This window comes from Planctomycetota bacterium, from assembly GCA_035384565.1.
GTDB lineage: Bacteria > Planctomycetota > PUPC01 > DSUN01 > DSUN01 > DAOOIT01.
Map to the genome: position 1 here is coordinate 1 of DAOOIT010000014.1, position 23,617 is coordinate 23,617.

Annotated in this window: 14 protein-coding genes; 9 read left to right on the forward strand and 5 right to left on the reverse strand. The window is 69.1% G+C overall.

The window, feature by feature from the left end; translation table 11 throughout:
* Positions 1-261: 261 nt before the first annotated feature.
* The 4 genes from PLE19_07190 to PLE19_07205 form a co-directional block, all read right to left on the reverse strand.
* Entirely contained in the window at positions 262-7,452 is a 7,191-nt protein-coding gene (locus PLE19_07190) for a PQQ-binding-like beta-propeller repeat protein (protein HPD14715.1), read from the reverse strand.
* Positions 7,452-9,977 carry a DUF4838 domain-containing protein gene (locus tag PLE19_07195; GenBank protein ID HPD14716.1) on the reverse strand — a complete coding sequence of 842 codons (2,526 nt, stop codon included), beginning with the start codon at positions 9,975-9,977 and terminating at the stop codon, positions 7,452-7,454. The genes PLE19_07190 and PLE19_07195 overlap by 1 nt, the downstream gene beginning before the upstream one ends.
* A 167-nt stretch (positions 9,978-10,144) precedes the next feature.
* Positions 10,145-11,833: a DUF6067 family protein gene (locus PLE19_07200; GenBank protein ID HPD14717.1), complete on the reverse strand. Its 1,689-nt coding sequence runs from the start codon at positions 11,831-11,833 to the stop codon at positions 10,145-10,147.
* 15 nt (positions 11,834-11,848) lie between these two features.
* On the reverse strand, positions 11,849-12,595 hold the full coding sequence (locus PLE19_07205; protein HPD14718.1) for a hypothetical protein: 747 nt from the start codon (positions 12,593-12,595) through the stop codon (positions 11,849-11,851).
* Between the two features lie 367 nt (positions 12,596-12,962).
* Between PLE19_07205 and PLE19_07210 the strand changes: the two genes are divergently transcribed.
* Complete coding sequence (locus PLE19_07210) at positions 12,963-13,724, forward strand: ABC transporter ATP-binding protein (GenBank protein ID HPD14719.1); 762 nt, start codon at positions 12,963-12,965, stop codon at positions 13,722-13,724.
* An 18-nt stretch (positions 13,725-13,742) separates the two neighbouring features.
* The gene (locus tag PLE19_07215; GenBank protein HPD14720.1) at positions 13,743-14,888 is read left to right on the forward strand and encodes a site-2 protease family protein; all 1,146 of its coding nucleotides are present in this window, start codon (positions 13,743-13,745) and stop codon (positions 14,886-14,888) included.
* 6 nt (positions 14,889-14,894) lie between these two features.
* Here PLE19_07215 and PLE19_07220 read toward each other — a convergent pair whose 3' ends face one another.
* A complete protein-coding gene (locus PLE19_07220; protein ID HPD14721.1) occupies positions 14,895-15,860 on the reverse strand; it encodes a nitrilase family protein in 966 nt (321 codons plus the stop codon).
* 450 nt (positions 15,861-16,310) lie between these two features.
* Between PLE19_07220 and PLE19_07225 the strand changes: the two genes are divergently transcribed.
* The 7 genes from PLE19_07225 to PLE19_07255 all read left to right on the forward strand — a co-directional run bounded on the left by PLE19_07225 (position 16,311) and on the right by PLE19_07255 (position 23,597).
* Positions 16,311-17,711: a sigma-54 dependent transcriptional regulator gene (locus PLE19_07225; GenBank protein HPD14722.1), complete on the forward strand. Its 1,401-nt coding sequence runs from the start codon at positions 16,311-16,313 to the stop codon at positions 17,709-17,711.
* A 5-nt stretch (positions 17,712-17,716) separates the two neighbouring features.
* Positions 17,717-18,703 carry a phosphate acetyltransferase gene (gene pta, locus PLE19_07230; GenBank protein ID HPD14723.1) on the forward strand — a complete coding sequence of 329 codons (987 nt, stop codon included), beginning with the start codon at positions 17,717-17,719 and terminating at the stop codon, positions 18,701-18,703.
* 26 nt (positions 18,704-18,729) lie between these two features.
* Complete coding sequence (locus PLE19_07235; protein HPD14724.1) at positions 18,730-20,310, forward strand: multiheme c-type cytochrome; 1,581 nt, start codon at positions 18,730-18,732, stop codon at positions 20,308-20,310.
* A gap of 166 nt (positions 20,311-20,476) precedes the next feature.
* Entirely contained in the window at positions 20,477-20,890 is a 414-nt protein-coding gene (locus PLE19_07240) for a response regulator transcription factor (protein ID HPD14725.1), read from the forward strand.
* Positions 20,891-20,935: 45 nt separating this feature from the next.
* The gene (locus PLE19_07245; protein ID HPD14726.1) at positions 20,936-21,970 is read left to right on the forward strand and encodes a 4Fe-4S dicluster domain-containing protein; all 1,035 of its coding nucleotides are present in this window, start codon (positions 20,936-20,938) and stop codon (positions 21,968-21,970) included.
* A 2-nt stretch (positions 21,971-21,972) separates the two neighbouring features.
* Complete coding sequence (locus PLE19_07250; protein HPD14727.1) at positions 21,973-22,833, forward strand: FAD/NAD(P)-binding protein; 861 nt, start codon at positions 21,973-21,975, stop codon at positions 22,831-22,833.
* 2 nt (positions 22,834-22,835) lie between these two features.
* A complete protein-coding gene (locus tag PLE19_07255; protein ID HPD14728.1) occupies positions 22,836-23,597 on the forward strand; it encodes an NADH:ubiquinone oxidoreductase in 762 nt (253 codons plus the stop codon).
* Positions 23,598-23,617: the final 20 nt, after the last annotated feature.

The window sequence follows — 23,617 nt, forward strand, 5'->3', positions numbered from 1 at the left end:
TGCCCACGCCCTGCACCGGGCCAGTCACGCCAGGATCGCGAAACCCTGAAAACCCTCAATTCTCTCCCCCCCACAGTTGAGCAAGTATGGCGCTGGGGCGCTCCGGGGCCTTCGGCAGCCGTTCCTGGCCATCTCCATCCCCTTCGCTCTCACCGGCGCGATGCCGGCCACGAACGGGCAGGGCCTGGAGGTCTCCGCGGCGCGAACGGCCCTGACCGAGGGCGATGCCCGCTGGCAAGACCATTACGCCTGCTGCGCCGACTATGGAGCTTTCGGCTGTTCGGCGGCCACCCGCCCCCCCGCCGGCGCGCCGCGCGCCCGCTCGTCCAGCAGCTCGAAGTAGAAGCCCCATTCCCCCACGCCTTGCGTCACCTTCACGAGCAGTTCATTCCAGCCCCGAGCAAGAGCCACCGGCGCGATGAACTCGCCCGGCAAGGCATAGGTCGCATTCCTGCCCGTAAGCGCCAGCCGACCGTTCACCCACAGCTTGCAGCGGTCGTCGCTCCCCACCGCCACCACCGCCGTGCGTTCCCTGTCGCTGTACGCCCAGGCGGTCGCGTAGGCCACCGCGTGCTCGGCCGGGCCGAGGAGCGCCTTGAGATTGACGTAGCTTCCCTCAGCCGCCACCCGGCGCCAATGCAGCTCGCCTGCCAGTCCCGTATACGCCCGGTCCAGCCGCACGCCATCAACCTCGGGCGGGAGAGGAACGTCCAGCCCCCACTCCTCGCCCTCCCCACGAAAGGGTCCGAGAATCTGCCAGTTCCTCACGAATTCGCGCGGGGTTCGCACGTGGACCCGGTGGAACTGGTAGAGCGTCGCCACGGGCAGATCGAAGCCCTGAGTCAGCTCCAGCACCCGGGCTGGCGGGTCCGGCTCGCCCGCTTCTGTGCAGGCCTCCAGAAGGCCCCCCAGGAGGTCAATCGTCCGCGGGTGCGCCGGGAACGTCTGGAGACACCAGAGGATTCGCTCAACGCATCGGCGCGGGTTCGCCTGCTCCAACTCGAGGAGGTCGCGGAACAGCCGCCATCCTTCATCGCCTGGCCCCAGCGCCGGCAGCCTGGCCACGAGGGTCTTCACGGCCGCCTCCCTGTCGAACGGCAGATGGGCGACGATCGGCTGGCCGGCCAGATGCGCCTCGTGCCCGGCCGGCATGGGCTTGCCCACGGCCCCTTGGCTCTGGACAGCGAACGGTGCCGTCGTGTGAGCCAGCCGCCCGCTCTTCACTGGCGCGCTCACCCACTGCCATTGGGTCGCCGCGTCCTCCGGGGCGGCTTCGCCATCGAAGCCCCAGTAGCCTCCCACCGCTGCGGCCAACTGCGGAGCCAACGTGCCGGGCTCCCGGAAGCGGGCTCGAATCTCTTCCTCAGACAGGGCGCGGCTGAACACCCGCACTTCGTCCATCGTGCCCGCGAAGTAGTGCGGGCCGTTGGCCCATCGGCCCAGGTAGAGCGCCCCTCGGCCCGGCTGACGCGGCTTGTTGACTTCCGCCTGCGCCACCGGCTGCGCGTCGCGGTAGAGCCTCAGCCTGGCGCCGTCGTAGGTCATCGCCAGGTGGTGCCATTGCCGCAGCTTGAGGGCGCCCTCCTCGCTCCAGGCCTCGAACCGGTTCTCCTTCTCGCCCCCGATATTCAGGTCGGCCACCACCTTGTCTCGATAGATCACAAGCCCGTAATACCCGTCGAGCCATGCGTGGCCGTTCTTGTTCACGACCCACTGCTTCGTGTCAGCCCCAGGGGCGAAGGTGTCGAGGCACACCCATGCCTCCACGGTGAACTCCGGGGGGTCCAGCTCCGGCGCGTGCGGCACCACAACGCAACCGCTCCGGCCGTCGCAGCGCATGCCCAGGCCCACCCGCCCCGCGGCGGGGGCCGTGCCTTCCTGGTGGCCCTCCACCCAGCACTGCCAGCCGCGGCGGCTCTGCTCGCGGCGACCGGCGGCGAGTTCGTCTTCGATCACCACCGTCTCCCGGCCCTTCGCCACGATCGCGGTGCGGTCCCACACCGCCCGCCCGCCCACGGTCATGAAGGCCACGCCTGCGATCGGGCGCGTGAGCAGTTGGGTCCACGCCAAGGGCAGGCGCAACTCGTGCCATTGGCCTGGCGGGGGCAGCGGCCCCATCGCCCGGCCGCGAAGCGCGGGGCGCCCCCACACCCCACGGAAGGCCCACCCCCGCCCGTCGTGCAGCCCCAGAGCCACCGCCGCAGGCGGGTCCTGCGGGTCCACCCACACCCATTGCGACAACGTGGGCCTGTCCAGCGGCGGCGAGAGGTGAGAGACGACGGGCTCGTCGAACTCCAGGATGGCGTGCGACTTCACCTCGTAGTGGTTTGCAGGCGGCGGCTGCGAGTGGGCCCGCGCCCCGGAGCGGCGCGGCTCGGCCACCCATTCCCAGTCGCCGCGGGCGAGCCCTCGCGGCGCCTCGTCGTCCATCAGCATGGTCTCGCGGCCCCCTGCGACGATCGCCGTGCGGTCCCATACGATGCGAGGGGGGCCCTGCTGGCAGAAGTTGATCCCGCAGATGGGCTTGTCGTGCAGGTCTACGCCCAGGAGCGGCACCCGCAACTCGTGCCAGGCGTTCTCCGGTATCGAGTCCAGGGAGCCCATCTCGCAGGGCGGGACGATCCAGTTCGCGATCGGCTTGCCCCAGTAGGCGCGATGGCCCCACGGGTCCATCCCCAGGCCGCTGTTGAACTCGAGCAGCGCGGAGCGAAGGTTTCGGCCGCCGCCTATGTGCACCCACTGCGAGAGGCAGGCGTCGGCCTGCCAGGCCAGGCGTTCGCGCACCGCGGCCGGCACGCCCAGGCGCGCCGCGCGGTCGAACAGGGCCGCGCGCGGCGTCAGGTCCCGCCGGAGCAGCTCCAGCAGCAGCGCCTCGGCCGCGTCGCTCTCGGGGTGCTGGCGGATGAACGCCCAGTAACGCTCCGCCAGGTCCGCGCTCGAGGCGGCGCGGGTGGCGGCGTGTTTCCTGAAGAGGTCGCGAGCCATCGGCAGGTCCGGAAGCTCGGCGACGATGGCCGATACGGCTTCGCCCTGCTCCGTGGTGTACGCGTCGAGATACACGCGGGCTGGGTTGGCATCGCCTGAGGCATCGCCCGCGCCCCACGCGAAAGCTACGGCGGGGCCGCCCGAGGCGGGCCGGTCATCCCAGGCCGTCGCCTGGAGTGCGATCTGCCGCCAGTCTTCGGCGGGCCGGAACACGCCCTTCCACGGCAGCAGGAGCTCACAGGAGTAATGCCCTGTGGCCGGTTCGTGCGCGACCAGCGCCCGCGTGCCCGCTGGCGTCGGAGCGTCGCCGAGGCCCAGCAGACGCGTTCTCCCTGCGGCGTCGAGCCCGATGGACCAACGGTACACGCCCTGATTAGTCCGCAGGGCCAGCTCGATCCAATCGCCCGACGATGCCTCCGGCGGCCCGCTCCAGGGGGCGGCCTGAGCGTCCCGATAACGGGCGACGATGTAGAGGAACCTCTCGTCGTGGGCCACGTGCATCGAGCCGCGTCGGTCGTGGGGATCGGTCAAGGCCACCAGGTCCCGCGCATCCGGAGGCAGGCTCGCGCGGCCCGCAAGCGCCCCCGGTGGCAGCCGGTAAGCAACGCGCACCGGCGCTGGCTCCGGCTCAGGCCCGGCCCTCGCGGTGAAACAATGCACCGCATCGGCATCGCAGATCAGCAGCGCGCCCTGCCCCCAAGCCGCCTGGGCAGCCTTGCCCTCCACGCCCGGCAACAGTTGGGTCGCCCGATGAGCGCCGGTCGCACGGTCGAACGCATCCACACGCGTCGCCGCGCCACGCGGAGAACGCGGCGCCGGCGACAGAACGAACACCCTGTCGGCCGCAGCGTGGTAGCCCACGATCTCGCCGGCCGTGCCCTCTGCCAGCTTGGGCAACCGATAGGTCACCGTCTGGCCGTCGGGCAGGCGCACGGCATCCACCACCCCCGCGTCGGGGATCTCGAAGAGCGTATCCCCCGCCAGCTCGCCCCAGACCTTCCTGCGGACCACGCCCCCGGCCTCCCCGCGGCTGACGAGCCAGTGCTTGTGCGGCTCGGCATCGTAGGACCTGTCCCAGTAGAGGTGGACCCAGGAGCGACCCACTTCGAAGCGCTGAATCCGACGCGGGTCGAGCGAACCCAGATTGACCGGCATGCGACGCGCCGAGCCCTCGGCCAGCAACACCTCCGACAGGCACTTGTCTTGCCCAACCAGGTACGCCCGCCCATCTCCACAGGCAAGCACGACGGGCCACGGCCCGCCGTCGGGGGGAAACGGCTTGACATCGGCAACCCAGCCGTCGGCGACGCGGAGGAGCAGGTCCGACGGCCCCTCTCGCCTGCCCGTGAACCGGCTCGTGAGCAGATGCAGCCACTGGCCATCCCACGCCACCGCGTCCGTGGCGAAGCTGGGCCGGCCAAACAGATCATTGAAGCTGCGCTGCCAGGCGATCTGCCCGGAATCGAGGCGCAGCATGGCCGCCTCGCGCCCCTGCTTCGGACGCGCCACAAGCAGGAAGCCCCCGCAGACGAGCCGCTCGCGAATGTCGAAGTCCGTCTCCGCCGTCCAGCGGCACTCGCCGCTCAGAGCATCCAGGGCCATCACCGAGCGGGGATAGAACAGCAGCATTGCCTTCGTTGGCGTCGTCCCGGGCGGAGCGGGCAGGGTCACCCAGGCGACGTCCCGCACTCCGTCGTCCACCCTTCGCCGCCAAAGGATGGTGGGGGCGGCGCTCAGCGCCAGGCACTCCAGCACGCCGCGCGAGAGGATGCAGGCCCTGTCCCCCAGCCCCGCCTCGCCCGGCGCCCGCCACACCGCCGCCGCAGGGCGCAGCAGCGACCAGGCGCGCTCGAGCGGGAGATCGAGCTTCCGAGGGGCCGCCCGTGAGGACCCGGGGGGCGGCGGCGTCAGGCGGTCGGTCAGCGCGAGCAGTTGCCTGCCGCGCACCGCGAAATCGCGCACGGGCTCCGCACAGGGCCACTCGGCGCGTTCGAGCGTCTGCCCTGTCTCCGCGGCCACACGCCACAGGCGGTTGGCCGAGCGCAGCACCACATCGGCGCCGAAGAGCTTGGGGCTGCCCTCGATGCCCTCGGGGAAGTGCCGCTCCCAGAGCACCTCGCCGCTTGCCACGGCCAACCCCGTGAGCCAGCCGCCATCGCGGGCCACCACGGCGGCGCCCGAGGCGCCGAGCAACTCGCCAGAGGGGGCGAAGGGCGCTTCCCAGAGCCGCCGGCCCGTCGCCGAATCCAGCGCAAACAGCCCCGAACAGTCGCGCGGAGCGAAGACCACGGCGCCGCCCGCCCATGCAAGGCCGCCCCGCCGGCGGAGAACTCCCGGCAGGTTCCTCCCCAGCCGTGCCCGCGGGTATGTGCGAACCCACTCCAGCATGCCGTCGCGCGCGTCGCACCGCGCCACGAAGCCGAGGTTGGTGAGGCAGTAGACCGCGCCCAGGTGCACCAACGGTGCGTTGCCGTAGCGGGCCAGGTCCACCTGCTCGGCGGCCAGATCGGGTGCGCCCGGCGCTCGCGGGAGGCCCAGCGGGCACGAGGTCAGAAAGCGCTGCCACAGGAGCGCACCGTCCCGAGCGTCCAGGCAGACCAGCCAGACGGGAACCACGGGGGCCCCCGCGCCGCGGACGGCGAGCACGTAGAGACGCCCGTCGGCCAGGGCGGGGTCGGTCACCGGCACCAGCCCGTCGGACCACGGCGCGCCCTCCGTGCGCCAGAGGACCTCCCCCGTCGCCAGGTCAAGGGCAGCCACGCCGGTCATGAACTGCCCCGAGGCATCGAGACCCCATCGGGTGAACACGGAGCGCTCATCGGTCGCCGGCTCGAATGGCCCGGGCACCACGAGGGCGTCGTGGGCGGGACGCTCCCTGCCGGCCGCACTCGGAGGCCCCGCGGGTGTACGCCACCAGAGCGGGGCGGACGTGTCGCGCCCATAGGCAACCAGCCCCTTGGGGCCGCCCGCGAGCAGCATGTCCCCGCGCACCACCAGGCGAGGCTGCGCCTCGAGCGCGGCTGCCTGGGGCGTGCGCCGGCTTGGCCCGGCCGTCTCGACGGCCCACGGCGCCACGGGAGGGGCGACGATGCCTCGCTCCTGGAGGTCGGCGAGCCGCAGCTCTGGCCGGGCCGCGGCGCGGTCTGCTTCCTGCCGCTGGGCCAGGGCTTCGCCGGCCTGCGCGCGGGTGCGAAGCGGCAGAGCTTCCGCGTGGGCACGCACGTCGCTGAAACAGCGGAAGGCCAGGCCCGCGTGCCCGCGGCGCAGGGCACGCTCTGCGAACGCCATCATCGCCTCCTGAGTCCCCGAAGCCCAGGGGTACGCGCGCCACAGAGCGAAGGCCGCTTGAGCAGCCTGTGCCTCACTCGTTCCGCCCCAGGCGCGGCGCCCCGTATCCTCGAGGGCCGCCGTGGGCCTTCGGCCGGCCTCCTCCTGGTGCTGGCGCACAGCGGCCAGAGCCGGGGGCGCGAGCGCCAGAAGCCAGCGGTCCAGCGCCGTCCACAGGGCGGCTTGCCCGCCCGCCGTCTGGGCCACGGTGGTATCGCTCCTGGCCGCTTCACCGATGAGCGCGTGCAGAGCATCGGGGCGAAGGTCCGCGCCTGCGGCCCGCAGCGCCTCCCAACGTGCCTCGAGCGCCCACCGGCGGGGAAACTCCAGCGGCGGGGCGACCCGCTCGCGCGCAAGCTCCCGAAGCAGCCCGTCGGCTCGCCCGCTGGGCCCGTCGGACGCCATTTCCTCGAGAACGGCGACCGCCTCATCTCGGCGCCCAGCGGCCAGGAGAAGCTCGACCCTCTGGTCGCGGCTCCAGGCGGTCGGGCCCGCGATCTTCTCGATGCGGCCGAGCGCGCGTGCCGCGTCCCAGAGGCGCCCGGCGTCCCTGGCCAACTCCAGCTCGGCCCGCCAGGCGAGTTCCACGGCGGGATGCTGGTCGAGGAGCCGCCCGGCGCGCTGGAGGGCGAGCAACCGACGGATGGCGTACTGCGCCCAGTCCTCGCCGTCCTCGAGCTCGCGTCGCTGGGAGAGGGTTGCCTGGAGAATCTTCTGGAGCGCAGCGACGGCGACATCCGGGGCGCCGGGACAGGAGTCGATCAGGCTCTTCAACGCGGCATTCGCGCGGCTGCGGCAGCCGGCGTCGGCCAGGCGGTCCGCAATCTCGCCCCAGGCGACGAGCCGGTGCTCGGCATCCGCGGGGAACCGCCGGAGGAGGGCCTCGAGCAGTTCAATCAGGCGCAGCGAGAGGGTTTGGTCCCGGAGCCTCTTGTCCTTGACCGCCTGATGGAGTTCCTCCGTCCATCGCTTCTTGTTGGCGTCATAGGTGTCTTGCCAGGTGGCCCGCCACTCGATCGGCGTGTCGCCGGCCTGAACGCCCACGCGGTCAATTGGCCGCGGCGGCATGGCCTCATCGGCGGCGCGGGCCGAGGCGGCGGCCCACAACGCCAGAGCCATTGCGGTACGGCACTTCGACATCATCTCTCGCTCGCAATGGCCTCTTGCGGCACGAGCAACTCGCGGGGATGGCGAGCGATCCACGGGGGCACGTTGTACAGCTCGACGACGCACCGCAAGCTCGCAAGGGACAGCGACAGCACGGCCCCCCGAGCCTCGGGCGGCACGGGCACCGAGACCTGGTCGCCCGACGCAATGGCCTTGCCCTCCCACACGATCCTGCCGTCGGACGTTCGCAGGACGACCGCTGTGGTGGCCTGACCCACGCTCGGGAAGCCGAGGACGAGTGCCTCGGTGCTCTTCGGGACGTAGAAGTAGAGCGGCTGGTCGGCCCGCGGGAGCCAGAGGCGGAACTCCTTGCCCTTGGGCTTGCCAGGCTCGTCCGCGCGTCCCGCCCACACGGAGAGGGGCCGGGGCTCGAAGCCCAGTTCGGCGGTCTTCCAGTAGCCGGTCCCAGGGTCGAGGGCGTAGACGCCGTCGGCGGGCAAGACGGCCTCCATCGTCGCGGGCTTGCCCTTCTCGGCCTTGATGTCGCCCTCGGCCACCACGGCGGCGGCATCGCCCAACCGACGCAGCACCCAATGGCCGTCCACCGTGTGGCCCGCGTCGAAGGGCGTGAAGGTGAGCTTCAGCACTTCGCCTTTCCGGCCAGAAAAGCAGTGGATGCCGGATTCGACGCACAGGGGGGAGCGGGGGACCTCGCCCCACGCGCGCACGGCCTCGGGCATACGCTCGGCAAGGGGGACCAGCTTCTCGCTCCAGGCTTTGCGCTCGATCTCCGCAACGGCCAGGTCTTCGAAGCGCTTCAGGTCGTCGGCGAAGAGTCGGGCCGTTTCCTCCGCCGTCGGGATGTCGGTCCGCGCCGTCTTCCACGCCTCGGCCTGCTTGGGGTCGAAGTCCTTGAGCTTCAGGAGCGCGCCGAAGCGGTGCTTGAACCACTCGCTCTCGAGCAGCGGGTAGGCGTGGATCAGCCCCGTGTCCAGCAGTCGGCGGCTGAAGACGATCAGCGCTTCCGCCGCCTGCTGGATGGCCGGCGCGTCCTTGCCGCGGGTGGCCTGGTCGTAGTCGAGCGAGAGCCGCAGCCAGTGGAGATACATCGCCACGCGGTCGAGCCGCGCGCGAATGGCGGCCTCGCTTTCCAGGGCATAGGCGTTCCGAAGGTCGAGAAGCGCCAGCTTGAGTCCGCGCGCGGCGAAGCGCTCGCCATATGCCCACCGCTCGTACAGGCGCCGCATCGGCTCGGCCGCCCTGCCGAAGGCGCGCTCGCAGAAGTCACCGACCAGCGCCTTCGGGTCGAGCTCGGGTTCCCACATCAGCTTCGACGCGGCCCAATAGCCCAGGCCATTGGGGCCCCAATTGCACGACGACTCGGCATCGTAGGTCGAGAGACCCAGGTCGCGGTAATGGCGGATGCTCTCGGCCAGCTCGTACACGCGGCTTCCCTTGGCCTTGCCGGGCATATCCCAGTCCCAGGGGTAGACGCTGAAGTAGTCGTAGACGCCGAGCCTCGCGCCCAGCTTGCGGAAGGCCGTGACCTGTTCGTCGAAGGAGAGTTTCGTATAGCGGAAGCCGGTGGTGACCTGGACGTAGACGCCCGGGGCGAACGGCTGTTTCGGCGGCTCGCAGTGGAAGGCGTAGGCGTAGAGGCCCACCCACTTGTCGGGGAACTCCTTGCGCACGGCCGTGGCCACCTGGCTCGCCAGGAGGAAGGCCCGGTCGCTCACGGAGCCGAGGGCGGCGCAGCGCTCGCACTCGCAGTAGCCCCCGCCGTCGTTGGGGTCCACCGACACCATGTTCCGCCCGGGCTCCTTGCGCAAGGCGGCCAGCACGCCTTCGATGACCCGCTGCTGAACCTCGGGGTTGCTCGTGCACAGTTGCAGCGGCTTACGCTCGCCCTTGACGAGGCCGAACCACTCGGGGTGCTTCTCGAACTCGCGGGCAGGCACATAGCGCTCCCAGGCGTGACCGCAGTCGGTCTGAAAGGCGCCGAACTGCCGGTTGCGCTTCATCCACGCCGCGTAGTCATCGGCCAGCTTCTTCGTCCGATGCCCCCAGCCGTACCAGATGCGGCGATAGCCGAAGGCCGGCGTCGCCCGCAGGTTCACGGTCACTGCCAGGCTGGGGTGCTTCGGCACCACGGTCCACACGGGGTCGGGGAAGTACCACCGGCAGCCGATGTGTTCGAGGAAGGCATAGACCGCGTGCTGAAGGCCCAACTCCGTGTTGGCGCGGAGGGTCAGACGCTCGGGCTCGCTTTGGACGGTGAAGCCCTCCGGCCCCAGGGCGCCATCGCCCGAGGCGAGCACGATGGCCCCCCTCGGCTCAGGCGTGGCGCCGATGGGCAGGGCGGCTCCCGTGACCTCGCGGAGCCAATGCTGGAGTTCCTTGGCGCATGCCTCGCGCGCTGGGGTCTTCTCACCCTCGATGAGGATGTGACACCGCGGCTGGCCGTCCTCCGCTATGGCGAAGGGTTTCGGCTGTCGCGCGAGCGCGGCGCAGCCCAGAAAGGCTGGGGCTCCAAGCAGGAGTAGGGCCAACGGCTTCATCGGCGTTTCCTCGACATACTGGCTGCGTTCCGGTCTTCGTAGCGATTCTGCCGCCGCCCAGGCAAGCTCCCACGATACCCTCCCAAAGATATTGAAACCTTCGGGAGGGAGAGTTCGCTGAGGCAGAGCCTCCCGCGGGTTGCAAACCCGCGGGAGGTTGGTTCCTTTCATCGCATGGCGGCCTGCAGTGCCACGATCTCGTCGGCCAGCAGGCGGCGGAGGGCGTCGAGGCCGCCCAGGTCGGCCATCTTCTCGGGGTCGAGAAGGTCGAAGCCGTCGGCCGGGAACTTCGCGCCGCCCGAGGTGTAGGCGGACCAATCTGTCCGTATGCTCTCCGCGATCTTCCCGAGCACGGCCTCGGCTCTGGCGCACTCGGCCTGCCCCTTGCCCGCCCTCTTCGCCTCGGCGACGAGGGACTCGAGTTTGCAGAGGTACTTCAGGTCGTCAATCCCCTCGCGCGAGCGCTCGTAATCCAGCGTGGGGTAGACCGTCGCGTCGCGGGTGCGGACGACGGAGCCGCGCTCGTTGCGCAGGTTGTAGTACCATTCGACCTTGCCCCGCACGCCAAACTTGGTCATGCGCCAGAAGAAGAAGCCGAAGGGGAAGCGGCCAGTACCGGCGTTGACGAACCAGGGGATCGCCCCGGTCTTCTGCTGCAACTCCTCGATGAACTCCTGGTTGATCAAGGTCCGGCCCTGATTGTGGTGGTCAATGCCGTCCCAACCGTTGTTGAAGGTGGCCACGTTGAGCCAGGGGGCCATGGCCATGACCTCGCGGTAGCCGTTCATGTCGCTCGTCGTGGCGATCTCGGGCAATTCCTCCCAGGCGAATCGCGCCAGGTTCTCGGCGATCTTCACGCCCTCAATGCCTTTGTTGGTCAGTTCATCGCCGATGCTCATGAGGACGGGCACGTTGTGCTTCTGCGTCTCGGCGTGGAGGCGGCGCATGACCTGGAGGAACTTCTGCTGCCAGCGCTTGCTGGTCTCGGCGCCATAGCCTGCCAGCGTGGTGAGTTGAAGCTCCATCGGGGTGGCGAAGTAGAGCGGCGCCGGGAAGCCGGCCCTCTTGTAGGCCTCGATGAACTTCCCCAACTCGCTGGTGTCGGCGTCATTCACCGGCAGATGGAACTCGTAGAGGGGCGCGACGCACGTCATCCCGTGGCGCCGCATGTCGGCCAGGTGGGCATTGAGCGCCTCGTCGTCCTTGGGGCTCGAGTAGTTGTAGCCGAGGGCGAAAGGCGGGTCGGCCAGGCGGATGGGCAGCACCTCGAGCGTCACGGCGATGGCGCCGACGGGCTGGCCTTTGGACGTCACGGTGACTTTGCCCTGGTACGTGCCCGCCTTGGCGTCCTCGGGAACCTGCACCGTGCACCAGAAGAACTCGGTGCTGTGGGCGGCCATGTTCCAGGGCTTGCCTAGCGGCATCAGGATGTCGCGTCCCTCGCCCAGGAAGTGCTCGACCGAGGTCACCGACACATGGCTGGCCGGGATGGCGCCGGCCGGCCCCTGGAGGTCGCTGGACGTGATGAAGACCTCCTCGAGCGCCTGCCTCGGACGCAGGAGGAAGCTGAACGGCTCGTACTCGCCGAGGGCGGCGAACAGGCGCGCCTCCCGCTCGCCTCCCGCGCTCGTGCGTTGCACGGTGACCGCGGCAGGAGCCTTGAACGTAACCGCCCTGCCGTCCGCGGCCTTGATCGTGACCTCCTGCGGACTCCCGTAGGTGACGGGACGCGCCGCCAGGGGCCTCTGGTCGGCTTTGGGGTCGAGATTGTAGTCGGTCACGAACAGGTCGAGTTCGGCCCCTCCCGCCACGCGGGCGGCGAACAGGAGCAGACACAGGAAACGACGCGTCCTCATCGGGGTGCTCCTCATCTAGTCGTCCACCTTGCCGCCCACGGGCACGAGCGCCACATCGTCGAGCCAGATCGTGCCCTCGCCGATGTGGTAGAAGAAGACGTTGAAGGTCGGGCTGTTGGCCTCGGGCTTGCCCATCACCGTGTACTCCTTCCACTCGGGGCCGATCTTCTCGCGGAGCACGCCCGTCGCGCCCGACTCGAAGTTGACGAAGAGGAGGTTATCGCCCTCGCCTTTGGCCCAGAAGGTGAGCTTGTACTCGGTGGCGCCCTGGACCATGGGGATCTTGGGCGTCATGATGCCGATGCGCCCCTTCTTGCCCGTGCAGCGGATGCGCGCCGAGTACTTGCCCGAGTGGACGTGCTCCGGCTTGTCCTCCCAGTAGTTCTCGTAATCGCCGCCCCAGCTCCAGCCGCCCCACCAGAGCCAGCGCGAGCGGTCCTTGGCCGAATTGCGGTTCACTTGCTCGAAACCGCCGTTCTGGATGAAGTTGAGAGGCGGATTGGTGACGGAGAGCGACCTGGACTCGTAGGTGCCCGCAAGCCGCTCTTCGAGCATCTTCTTGCGTCGGGCGTACGCTTCGTTGCTCAGCAGGCCGTCTTCCTTCTGGCGCTCGACGGCCTTGAGCGCGGCCTCGATGCGCTCCTTGGGCCAGAGCTGCTTCGTCAGCGCGTCCTTGTCCTCCTTCTCGCCGCTGCTCGACGCGCTCGGAGCGAGCGCCAGGGCGGCCGCGATGAAGCGGGTGGCGAGCGTGAGCCTGTGCATGCGGGGCCTCCAGGTGAGCCAGAGGGCGTGCCAGCGACACACCCCCGTTCTTACCACAATCGGGGCGATTTGACAAGCGGGCGCACCGGGTTGGGTGCGGGCCGGAATTGTCGGTGGCTGCGGGAGCTCCGAAGGAGCGAAATAGGATAGGAACAAGACCGCTCCGCGACAGCCCGGACAGGGCGGAATAGAGAGCTTCTATCTCGCCCCTTCAGGGCTGGACCCGTGAATCCCGCTGAACCCAGGGCGTTGCCCTGGGCTATCCCATGCGAGCCCTTCAGGCTCCAGAGACAATCACCCTGCCTACAATTCCGGCCCGCACCCCAGCGGGTTTGACCGCCCGGCGGCCTGCGGCTATAATCCGATCATGTTGCAGATCGAGCATCTCACGAAGCGCTTCGGAACCAAGGTCGCCGTCAGCGATCTGTCGCTGGAGGTGCGCGCCGGGGAACTGGTGGCCTTCCTCGGGCCGAACGGCGCGGGCAAGACGACGACTCTCAAGTGCGTGGCCGGCCTCTTCTGGCCCTCCGCGGGACGCGTGCTGGTGGGCGGCCACGACGTTCACGCCCAGCCCGTGGCGGCCAAGCGGCTGCTGAGCTACGTGCCGGACCAGCCCTACCTCTACGAGAAGCTGTCGGGGCGCGAGTTCCTGCTCTTCGTGGCGCGCCTCTATGGCCTGGGGCGCCAGCAGTGCTCCCGCGCGGTGGAGGAGCTGCTCGCCCTCTTCGAGGCCGACGAGTGGGCCGACGACCTGGCCGAAAACTACTCGCACGGCATGCGCCAGAAGATCGTGCTCTCCGCGGCCCTGCTCCACGAGCCCAGGCTGCTGGTCGTGGACGAGCCCATGGTGGGGCTGGACCCCGCAAGCGCCAAGCTGGTCAAGAGCGTCCTCCGCGAGCGGGTCGCGGCCGGCTGCGCCATCCTCATGTCCACCCACACCCTCTCGGTGGCCGAGGAGGTGGCCGACCGCATCGGCATCCTGCACCGCGGCCGGCTGCTGGCGGAGGGCACCCAGGCCGACCTGCGGCGCTCGGCGGCGGGGGCGGCGGATGGCAACCTCGAGGAGATCTTTCTGCAACTCACTGAGAACGCGTCACGCGCCGAATCGGAGCCTGCCTCCACCCTCTGAGCGCCCAGGACCCTGCACGTGCCCCCCTACGATTCCCTCGAGCGCGAACGACTGCGGAGCATCCTCGGCCCGCTCTTCATCGAGCATCGCGAGGTGGACTTCCGCGGCGGCGTGATCTTCCACGGCTGGGCGAGCGCCTACTGCGCCGAGTACCGCCGGGAGGTCGAGCAGGGCCTCCGGCAACTGCCAGCGCGCTTCTGCTTCGAGGAGTTCGACGGCCACCAGCATCTCACCGTGACCGTGCCCGGGCCCGCCGCGAAGCCCGTGAACCGGCCGCTGCACCTGGCGCTGTTCCTGGCCACGGTGCTCACCACCCTGATCGCGGGAGCGGGATGGCGGTTCGACAGCTTCCTGGCGCAACTGGGCGGCGCGCTGCTCGGCACGCCGGGGAGCCCGTCGCTGCTGGAACTGGCCCAGGCCCTTCTCGCCGAGGGCGGCGCCTTCTCCTTCGCCATCCTCGCGATCCTCGGCTCGCACGAGTGCGGCCACTATTTCATGGCACGCCGCTACGGCATGCTGGTGACGCCGCCGTTCTTCCTGCCCGCGCCCATTCCGCCGATCGGCACGTTCGGCGCGGTGATCAAGATGCGCAGCCCGATGATGCACCGGCGGGCGCTGCTGGACATCGGTCTGGCCGGCCCGCTCGCGGGGCTCGCCGTGGCCCTCCCCTTCCTCGTCTACGGTCTCCTGCACAGCCGGTTCGAGATCCTGCGCTACTGGGAGGAGGGCGGCGCGCTGGTGTTCGGCGACTCGCTGTTCACGTGGGGCCTCTCGCGGCTCCTGGTCGGGGTGGCGCCGCCAGGGTATGCGCTCGACTGGCTTTCGCACCCCTTCGCCTGGGCCGGCTGGATCGGGCTGCTGGTGACCATGCTGAATCTGATCCCCGTGGGCCAGCTCGACGGGAGCCATGTGCTCTACGCGTTCTTCGGGCGGCGGCAACTCCATGTGGCCTACTTCTTCCTCGGCGTGCTCGTCGCGCTGAGCCAGCAGTGGCGGGGGTGGCTGCTCTGGTGCGTGCTCATGGTGGCGCTGATGCGGGTGGCCCACCCGCCCGTGGTCATCGAGGATGTGCCGCTGGGGCGGGCGCGGCGCGCGTTGGGCTGGGCCGCGGTGGCGATCTTCGTGCTGCTCTTCATGCCGGCGCCCGTGCGGGGCGTCTTCTGAGCGGCGCTACCGGGGGGGCAGCTTCAGGCGCCAGCCCGGCAGGATCTCGGGCTTCTGCCCCTCGGGAAGCGGCTCCACCAGTTTGGCATAGAGGTTCGGCCGTCGCGCCTTCAGGTACCGCCGCCCGCTCGACAGGTTGAGCTTCTCGGGCGTGCAGAGGGCCACCACCACGTCCTCGCCCAGGGCGTGCGCCTCGGCCAGAATCTCGCCGAAGGGGTCAATGATCATCGTGTTGCCCGTCTTGATCGTGTCGTAGTCCACCCCCACGGCATTGGTGAAGACGTAGTAGACCCCGTTCTCATAGGCTCGCGTGGGCAGCCAGCGCATCAGCCAGGCGCGGCCCTTCGGCCCCGTGAACTCCATCCGCAGGGGCACGGGGTCGCGGTCCCGGTTCTCCCAGAAGAGCTTGTCGATCTTGCCGCGTCCGGGCATGGGGCTCTCGAGTCCGCAGGTCACGTGCGGGGCGAAGATCACCTCGGCCCCGAGCAGGGCTGTGATGCGCGGGTTCTCGACGAGGTTGTTGTCGTAGCAGATGAGGATGCCGCAGCGGATGCCGCACAGGTCGAACACCGTGTACTGGTCGCCACACGTGAGGTTCGGGTTGATGAAGGCGTGAATCTTGCGGTGCTTCGCCACAAAGCCCTCGGGCGCCACGGCCACGTAGCAGTTGTAGAGCTTGCCCTCGTGCCGCTCGAGGAGGCCGGCCAGCAGCGGCACCCCCAGGCGCCGGCTCAGGGCCAGCAGGCGTTGTGTGCTCGGCCCGTCGGGCACCTGCTCGGCCAGGGCCTCGAGCTGCTCGCGCGACTGGGTCTGGAGGAACGTATAGCCGGTGATGCAGCATTCGTGGAAACTCACGATCTCGGCCCGCTGCTCCACGGCGCGCTGCGCCAGCGCCTCGATGCGGCCGAAGTTGTAATCCTTGTCGCCGTCCCGCGCCTCGAATTGGGCGCCCGCGATGCGGATGTCTCTCATGCCCTTGCCCCTGCGCCGCAGGATCCGACTCACCGGCCTGCACCAGCTTGCCATACAGGCTCGCCCGCGTCAAGCGGCGGTGAGGGGCTGGACCCGGGCCGGAGCCGGGTGTGGGCCGTTTCTGTAGGCAGCTCCTGCTGCGGATTCCCGTAGCGACAGGCGTCCCGCCTGTCGAAGGGATGAAGGTAGCCGCAAGCGGGACGCTCGCGTCTACCTCTCCCGCGGGCCTACCCGTGTTCCGGGGATTCTCGCATCAGCCCCCCCCTGCGATCCCTGCCCGCACCCGGCCGGAGCCTTTGACATTTCGCGGGACATGGTAGATAATGCCTGCGCGCGCAAAGGCCAGCCTTGCCGAGCGCGGACCGGCCCAGAGGGAGCATTATGCGCCACGACGGGGGGCGACCCACACAGAGCACGCCTTGCGCTCCACCGCCGGCGGCAACCCGCCGCGTGCTGGTGGTGGACGACGAAGCGGTGATCTGCAAGTATCTGCTGCAAGTGTTGCGCGACCACGGGTGCGAGGCGGTGGCGCACCAGACGGGCCAGGGAGCGCTCAAGGAGCTCGACCAGGGCCATTACTCGGTCCTGGTGGCGGACATCCGGCTCCAGGACATGAGCGGCCTCGAGCTGCTGCGCCAGGTCCGCGAGCGCTTTCCCGAGACCTCGGTGGTGGTGATCACGGCGCACGGCTCGATCGAGACGGCCATCGAGGCGATGAAGCTCGGGGCCACCGACTATCTCACGAAACCGTTCCGGGCCGAGGAGTTCTGCCTGGTCATTGACAAGGTGTTCAGCGAGCGTCGGCTGCTCGACGAGGTGGCCCAGTTGCGCTGGGAGCTTGCCGGCGAGCACCGCTTCGAGAACATGATCAGCCAGGACCCCAAGATGCGCGAGATCTTCAGCACGATCGCGCGCGTGGCCGCCACCGATGCCACGGTGCTCATCACGGGCGAGACCGGCACGGGCAAGGAGCTGGTGGCCAGGGCCATCCACAACAAGTCGCCCCGCCGCGACAAGCCGTTCATGGCCATCAACTGCGGGGCCTTCCCCGAGACGCTGCTGGAGAGCGAGTTGTTCGGCCACGAGCAGGGGGCCTTCACCGGCGCGGTCGCCGCCAAGCCCGGCATCTTCGAGGTGGCCAACACCGGCTCGCTGCTGCTCGACGAGATCGGCAACATCCCGCCCGCCATGCAGGTCAAGCTCCTGCGCGTGCTCGAATCCATGGAGTACAAGCGCGTCGGCGGCGTCGAGACGCGCCAGTGCGACGTGCGCGTCATCGCCGCCACCCACGTGAACCTGGCCGAGGCGGTGGCGCAGGGCACGTTCCGGCAGGACCTCTTCTATCGCGTGAACGTGGTGCCGATCGTGCTGCCGCCGTTGCGCGAGCGTGCCGCCGACATCCCCCTGCTGGTCGAGCACTTCATGCGCCGCTACGGCCCGACGCTCAATCCGGCGGTGCGCGACGTGTCGCGCCCCGCCATGCGCAAGCTCCTGCGCCACTCGTGGCCCGGAAACATCCGCCAACTCGACCACGTGATCCAGCGCGCCCTGATCCTGGCCGAGGGCGACGCCCTTCTGCCCGAGCATCTGGCCCTGGACGACGGCGAGCCCGCGCCGGCCGCCCCGGAGTTCGACTTCAACGACCAGCTTTCCCTCGACGAACTGCGCGAGCGGCTGGTCGAGCGCCTCGAGCGCTCGTACCTGGAGAGAGCGCTCCAGCGCCACCAAGGCAGCATCCGCAAGACGGCCCAGCAGGCCGGCCTTTCGGAGCGCAGCGTGTACGAGAAGCTCAAGAAATACCAACTCGACCGCCGCACCTACAAGGTGACCCGGCAAGGAGCCCCTTCGTGAACCCCATGGCCCGCCTGGAGGCCATCGCCCGAACCCACCCCCGGCGCATCGTCCTGCCGGAAGCCCAAGACCCCCGTGTGCTGGAGGCCGCCGCTGAGCTGGCGCGCCAGGGCCTGGCCCGCCCCGTGCTGCTCGGAGACCCCGAGACGCTGGGACGCGCCGCCGCTGCCCGCGGTCTGGACCTGGCCGCCTGCGAGCTCCACGATCCCGCGGACGCCGCGCAGTTCGAGCGTTATGCCGCCGCGTATCACGCCTTGCGCCAGCACAAGGGGGTGACGCTCGCCGACGCGCGCGCCGCCATGGCCAAGCCACTCGCCTACGGCGCCATGATGGTGCGCCTGGACGAGGCCGACGGCGTGGTCGCGGGGAGCATCAGCTCGAGCGCCGACGTGGGGCGCACCTACCTTCAGGTCATCGGGCCCAAGCCGGGCGCCCGCACCGTATCGAGCTTCTTCCTCATGGTTCTCGACGGCTCGCCCTACGTGCCGGGCGGCTGCCTCGTCTTCGCCGATGCGGGACTGGTGCCCGACCCCACGGCTGAGCAGCTCGCCGATATCGCGCTCGCCTCGGCCGAGAGCTTCACGCGCGTGACCGGCGAGGAGCCGCGCGTGGCGATGCTCTCGTACTCCACCAAGGGAAGCGCCCGGGGGCCCCAGGTGAGCAAGGTGGTGGCTGCCACCCGCCTGGTGCGCGAGCGCGCGCCCTCGCTCATCGCCGACGGCGAGTTGCAGGCCGACGCGGCCCTCGTGCCCGAGGTGGCCGCCACGAAGTGCCCCGGCAGCCCCGTGGCCGGCCGGGCCAACGTCCTCATCTTCCCCGACCTGGAGGCCGGCAACATCGGCTACAAGCTCGTGCAGCGCCTGGCGGGCGCCCGCGCCTATGGCCCCCTCTTGCAGGGGCTCGCGAAGCCCGCCAACGACCTCTCGCGCGGCTGCTCGGCCACCGATATCGTCGAGGTCGCGGTCTTCACTTCCGTTCAGGCATTGCTCTAGTGTTGCTGCCATTGAGGTGAGCCTGTATGGGCAAGGTCAAGTCCCGCAAGAAACGTCGGCTACGCTTCCTCCGGATCGCCATCGGGGTGTTCGTCATCCTGGCGGGCACCGCGGGGATCGTGGCTCTCCTCTGGTCGCTGCTCGGCAGGAGCGGCTCGGGCACAGCGGGCGGCGCCGGGGGTTACCGCCCCGTAGTGCGCCCGGGCCAGGCCATCCGAGTCTCGTTCTTCCTGAGCTGCGATATCCAGGGCCGTCTGGCCCCCTACAAGTGCGAGGAGGGGGAACTCGGCGGAGTCGCGCGCATGGCCACGCTGTACTCCCGGTGGACCAAGGAGGCCCCCCAGCGCATCCTGGTGGACGCCGGCAACAGCACCATCGTGCGGCACGACGCCGCCGAGTCGGTGAATGCCTTCACGTTCAGCGCCCTCGACCGCCTGGGCTACGACGTCGTGAATTGCGGTGAGCACGAGGCGGCGCAGTCGCTCGATGAGCTGCGCATGCTCAGCCGCGACCGCAAGTTCAAGCTCATCTCGGCCAACCTGGTGCGCGCGGACTCGGGCGCCCCGATCTTCCCCACGCACCATATCGTCCAGCGCGCGGGGCTTCGCATCGCCTTCATCGGGGTGCTGCGCGAGGACATCTTGCCGCTCCACACCGGCAAGGGGGTGCGGCTGAAGAACCCGGCCGCCGAGCTCGGCAGCGTGCTGAGCAGCGTGAAGTCTGAAGCCGACGTCATCGTGGTCCTCGCCTACCTGCCTCCCGAGGAGATCTACGAGCTGGCGCGCAAGCATCCCGAGGTGCACCTGTTCCTCGGTGGCGCCAGCCCCGTCACCTCGGCCGTGTGCGAGGTAGCGGGCCCGCGCGCCTCTCCCGGCAGCCTCGTGTGTTACCTCGGCGATCAGGGCTGCACCGTGGCCCGCCTCGACGGCGCCTTCGCAATCGGCGCCACTCCGACCATCCGGGGACGCATCGCCATCCTGGACCACACGGTGCCCCCTGACCCCGACTTGCTCGGACCCATCTCGGAGTTCACAAGCGCCCTGAGCGGCAAGCCCGTGCCGGGGTCGAACCAGGACCCCAAAATGCCCTGCACAAGCTCGTTCGTGGGCTCCGACGTCTGCAAGCTCTGCCACATCAAGGAGTTCTATGCGTGGCAGGCCACTGCGCACGCAGGAGCCTACGTCACGCTGCTCCAGAAGGGCAGCCACAAGGACCCCGACTGTCTGGCGTGCCATGCAACGGGCCACCAGATGCCGGGCGGCTTCGACCCCGACCGACCCGCAGAGCCCGAAGAGCCCGAGAAGGCCAAGGACGCGAAGGAGGCCAAGGGCAAGGATAAGGAACTTCCCGCCCCCCCCAAGGTCGTACGCCAGGACACCCTCAAGGGCGTCGGCTGCGAGTCCTGCCACGGCGGCTCGCGGCGCCACCTCGGGATCGCCCTCAAAGACCGCCTCGCCGCGCACCGCACGCCCCTGCTGAGGCCCAAGCCCTCGGTAGAGAACTGCATCCGGTGCCACACGACGACGCGCCCGTGCATTCCGGCCGGCGGCTCAGACACCTACGAGCGGAACGAGTACATGGACCGGATCAAGCACTGGGGGGATTAGGGTCCGCCCCCATGCCGCGTCGCGGGGGAGATTTTCCCGGAATTTCGCTTGCGTTCTCGGTGCGCGGGCGCTATAATTCAGCGCGAAGTGGGGCATGGTTTGGTGTATATTACTTGTGATATTTTTCACGTGCGGTTTGTGCCCCCCCATCACATAGGAGTTCCGCATGGGCAACGCGGGCAAGAAGCGAATCCTGCTCACCGACGATGACCCCGACATCGTCGAGGCGCTCAAGACCGTCCTCGAGGCCTCCGGTTTCGAGGTGGACACGGCGCCCAACGGCCAGGAGTGTCTGCGGAAACTGCGTGCGAGCAAGCCGGACCTCCTGATCCTCGACGTCATGATGACCACCGAGACCGAGGGCTTCCACGTCGCCTACGAGATCCGCCACGACCCTAAGCTCCGAGACCTCCCCGTCCTCATGCTCACGGCGATCGAGCAGAAGACCGGCTTCAAGTTCTCCCCCACCAGTGACGAGGACTACCTGCCCGTGGAGCAGTTCGTCACGAAGCCGATCGAGCCCGACGAACTCCTGAAGCGTGTGAACGAACTCCTGTCCAAGAGCGCAGGGGCGAACTGAGACCCGATCCACGACCCAACGCCTTTCCGTCTTTGGAGACGCCTGATGCTGCCCAGGGTTCTGAACAAGCGGGACTTCAAGGGCTTCGTCGAAGCCCTGATGCACGGGAACGCCGTGGCCGGACCCGTCGCGAAGGAAAACAAGTTCGTCTTCGATGAGATCGAGCGGGTGGATGACCTGAGGATGGACTACCCGATCACGCTGCTGAGCCCGAAGAAGTACTTCTTCCCTCAGTACGAGACGCTCCTGCGCTACCGGATGGGCGACGCGGTGCAGTTGGAGCCCGTCGTGCCCCCTGCCAAGCGGCGCCTCATCCTCGGCATGCACCCCTGCGACATGGCGGCCACCTGGCTCCTCGACGCCGTCTTCGAGGCGAAGCCGGGCAACCCGAACTACCTGTCGCGTCGCGACCGTGCGGTCATCATCGGCCTCGACTGCAACAAGCCTTGCGATGAGTACCAGTTCTGCCTGGACATGGGGTCCTTGAGCCGCCGCGACGGGGCCGACCTGTTCCTCACGGACCTCGGCGACCGGTACTTCGTGGAGGTGCTGACGCTCAGCGGCAAGCAACTGCTCGATGGCGCCACCAAGGCCGCCGTCCCGGCCGGCGCCGCCGACTTCGCCGCCCGCCAGGAGGTCGAGGACCAGAAGGCCAAGGCATTCCGTCACAAGCTGCCGCTCGACGTGAAGTACCTGCCCGAGATCCTCGACGAGAGCTACGACAGCCTGATCTGGGAGGCGATCGGTCGCCGTTGCTTCTCGTGCGGCTCGTGCAACACGACCTGCCCCACCTGCTACTGTTTCGACGTGCAGGACACGCTCGCCCTCGACCTTGCGACCGTGTCGCGCGAGCGGCGCTGGGACTCTTGCCAGCTCGTGGACTTCGCCGAGGTGGCGGGCGGCGAGAACTTCCGGCACCGCCGCAGCGACCGCCTCCGCCATCGCTTCTTCCGCAAGGGCAAGTACATCCTCGAAGACCACGGCCGCATGGGCTGCGTGGGATGTGGCCGTTGCGACCGCGTGTGCGTCGCAAAGATCAGCAGTGTCGAACTTTATAACCAGATAGCCGGGAGCCGCTAACCATGAGCACCCCTGCTGCACAGACTGACGTCGCCGCCATCCCGGCCGTGACTCCGTTCATGCCCCGGCTGGCGCGCATCGTGGCCGCCGAGCAGTTCACCGCCAAGGAGAAGTGGTTCCGCATCGTGCCCCAGGACGGTCGCCCCCTGGCCCACCCGCCGATGAGCTTCGTGCAGGTGACCGTCTTCGGCATCGGCGAGGCCCCCATCTCGGTGTGCTCCTCGCCCACGCGCGAGCAGTCGTTCGAGCTGTGCGTCCGCGCCGTCGGCTCGGTCACCAACGCCATGCACAAGCTCGGCGTCGGCGACACCATCGGCATCCGAGGCCCGTTCGGCAACGGCTTCGACGCCTCCGCGCACAAGGGCAAGGACTTCCTCTTCGTCGCCGGCGGTCTCGGCCTCGCGCCGGCCCGTTCGCTCATCCAGTACGTGCTCGACAAGCGCCAGGACTACGGGAAGGTGACCATCCTGGTCGGCGCCCGCACCCCCGGCGACCTGCTCTTCACCCAGGACATCCAGGAGTGGCTCTCCCGCCCCGACGTGGACGCGCACGTGACCGTGGACCGTCCGGCCGAGGGCTGGAAGGGCAACGTAGGCGTCATCACCACGCTCTTCCGCAAGATCAAGCTCAACGCGGCCAACACCCTGGCCGTCATCATCGGGCCCCCCATCATGTTCAAGTTCGCCGTCCTCGAGGCCCTGGCCAACGGCATCCCCGAGAACCGCTGCATCTGCTCGCTCGAGCGGCGCATGAAATGCGGCCTCGGCTGGTGCGGCCACTGCCAGATCCGCAACGTCTACGTCTGCAAGGAAGGCCCCGTCTTCACCTACGAGCAGGTCAAGAAACTCAGAGAGGGCATCTGACCATGGCAAAACCCCGCCTTGCCTTCTTCAGCTTCGCCAGTTGTGAGGGCTGCCAGCTCCAGTTCCTCAACCTCGAGGACGAGATCCTCGACATCGTGCCCCACGTGGACATCGTGGAGTTCCGCGAGGCGATTGACAACCACAGCGACGACTACGACGTCGCCTTCATCGAGGGCTCCATCACCCGCCCCGCCGATGAGGCCAAGCTCAAGAAGATCCGCAAGCGCGCCAAGTTCATCGTCGCCTTCGGCGCCTGCGCCACCACCGGCGGCGTCAACCGCATCAAGAACACGCAGCCGCTCGAAGACGTCCGCAAATGCGTCTACGGCGACAAGTGGAACCTCCCGGCCCTCGACACCTACCCCACCAAGTCCGTCGGCGAAGTGGTGAAGGTGGACTTCAATCTCCACGGCTGCCCGGCCTCGAAGAAGGAGATTCTGGAACTCACCAAGGCGCTCTTGCAGGGCCGCCCCCCGCGCTTCGCCCGCTATCCCGTGTGCGTGGACTGCAAGCTGGCCGAAAACCTGTGCCTCTTCCACAAAGGCGACTTCTGCCTCGGCGTGATCACCCGCGCCGGCTGCGACCAGCCCTGCCCCACCGTGGGCGCCCGCTGCATCGGCTGCCGCGGCCTCATCGAGGAGCCCAACCGCAACGCGGCTATGGACGTGCTGGCCGACGCCGGCCTGAGCGTGGACGACGTGCTTCGTGAATTCCGCCTCTTCCAGACCTATGCCGAAGAGGCCGAAGCCCCCAAGACCAAGTAGAGGGCACAACCATCCACCCC